The 260-nt window shown below is 80.0% G+C and carries 1 protein-coding gene; it reads right to left on the bottom strand.

Features of this window, described 5'->3' with window-relative positions; translation table 11 throughout:
* On the bottom strand, positions 1 to 260 hold a 260-nt coding region (locus tag BZY54_RS31090; protein ID WP_341868715.1), incomplete at both ends, for a nucleotide disphospho-sugar-binding domain-containing protein.

Below are 260 nucleotides of genomic sequence, written 5' to 3'. Positions count from 1 at the left end.
CGCGACGCCGTCCTCCCGGCGGATCAGGGCACCCAGGGCCTCGGCCCGGCGCCGATGGGAGGAGTCCCCGGTGACCCGGGCGAGGGCCGCGGCGAGCGCGTCCGCGGTGAGCGAGCGCAGCGGGACGGCGCACGGGGCCACACCGAGGGAGACCAGGCGCTGCGCCCAGAAACCCTCGTCGAACTGGACCGGCAGCGGCACCGCGGGAACCCCGGCGCGCAGCCCCGCCCCGGTGGTGCCCGCGGTGCCGCTGCCGGTCC

Source organism: Streptomyces carpinensis (assembly GCF_002154505.1).
Lineage (GTDB): Bacteria > Actinomycetota > Actinomycetes > Streptomycetales > Streptomycetaceae > Streptomyces > Streptomyces carpinensis.
Note: the sequence above shows the minus strand (reverse complement) of the source record. Positions and strands in the feature narration are given on the sequence as shown.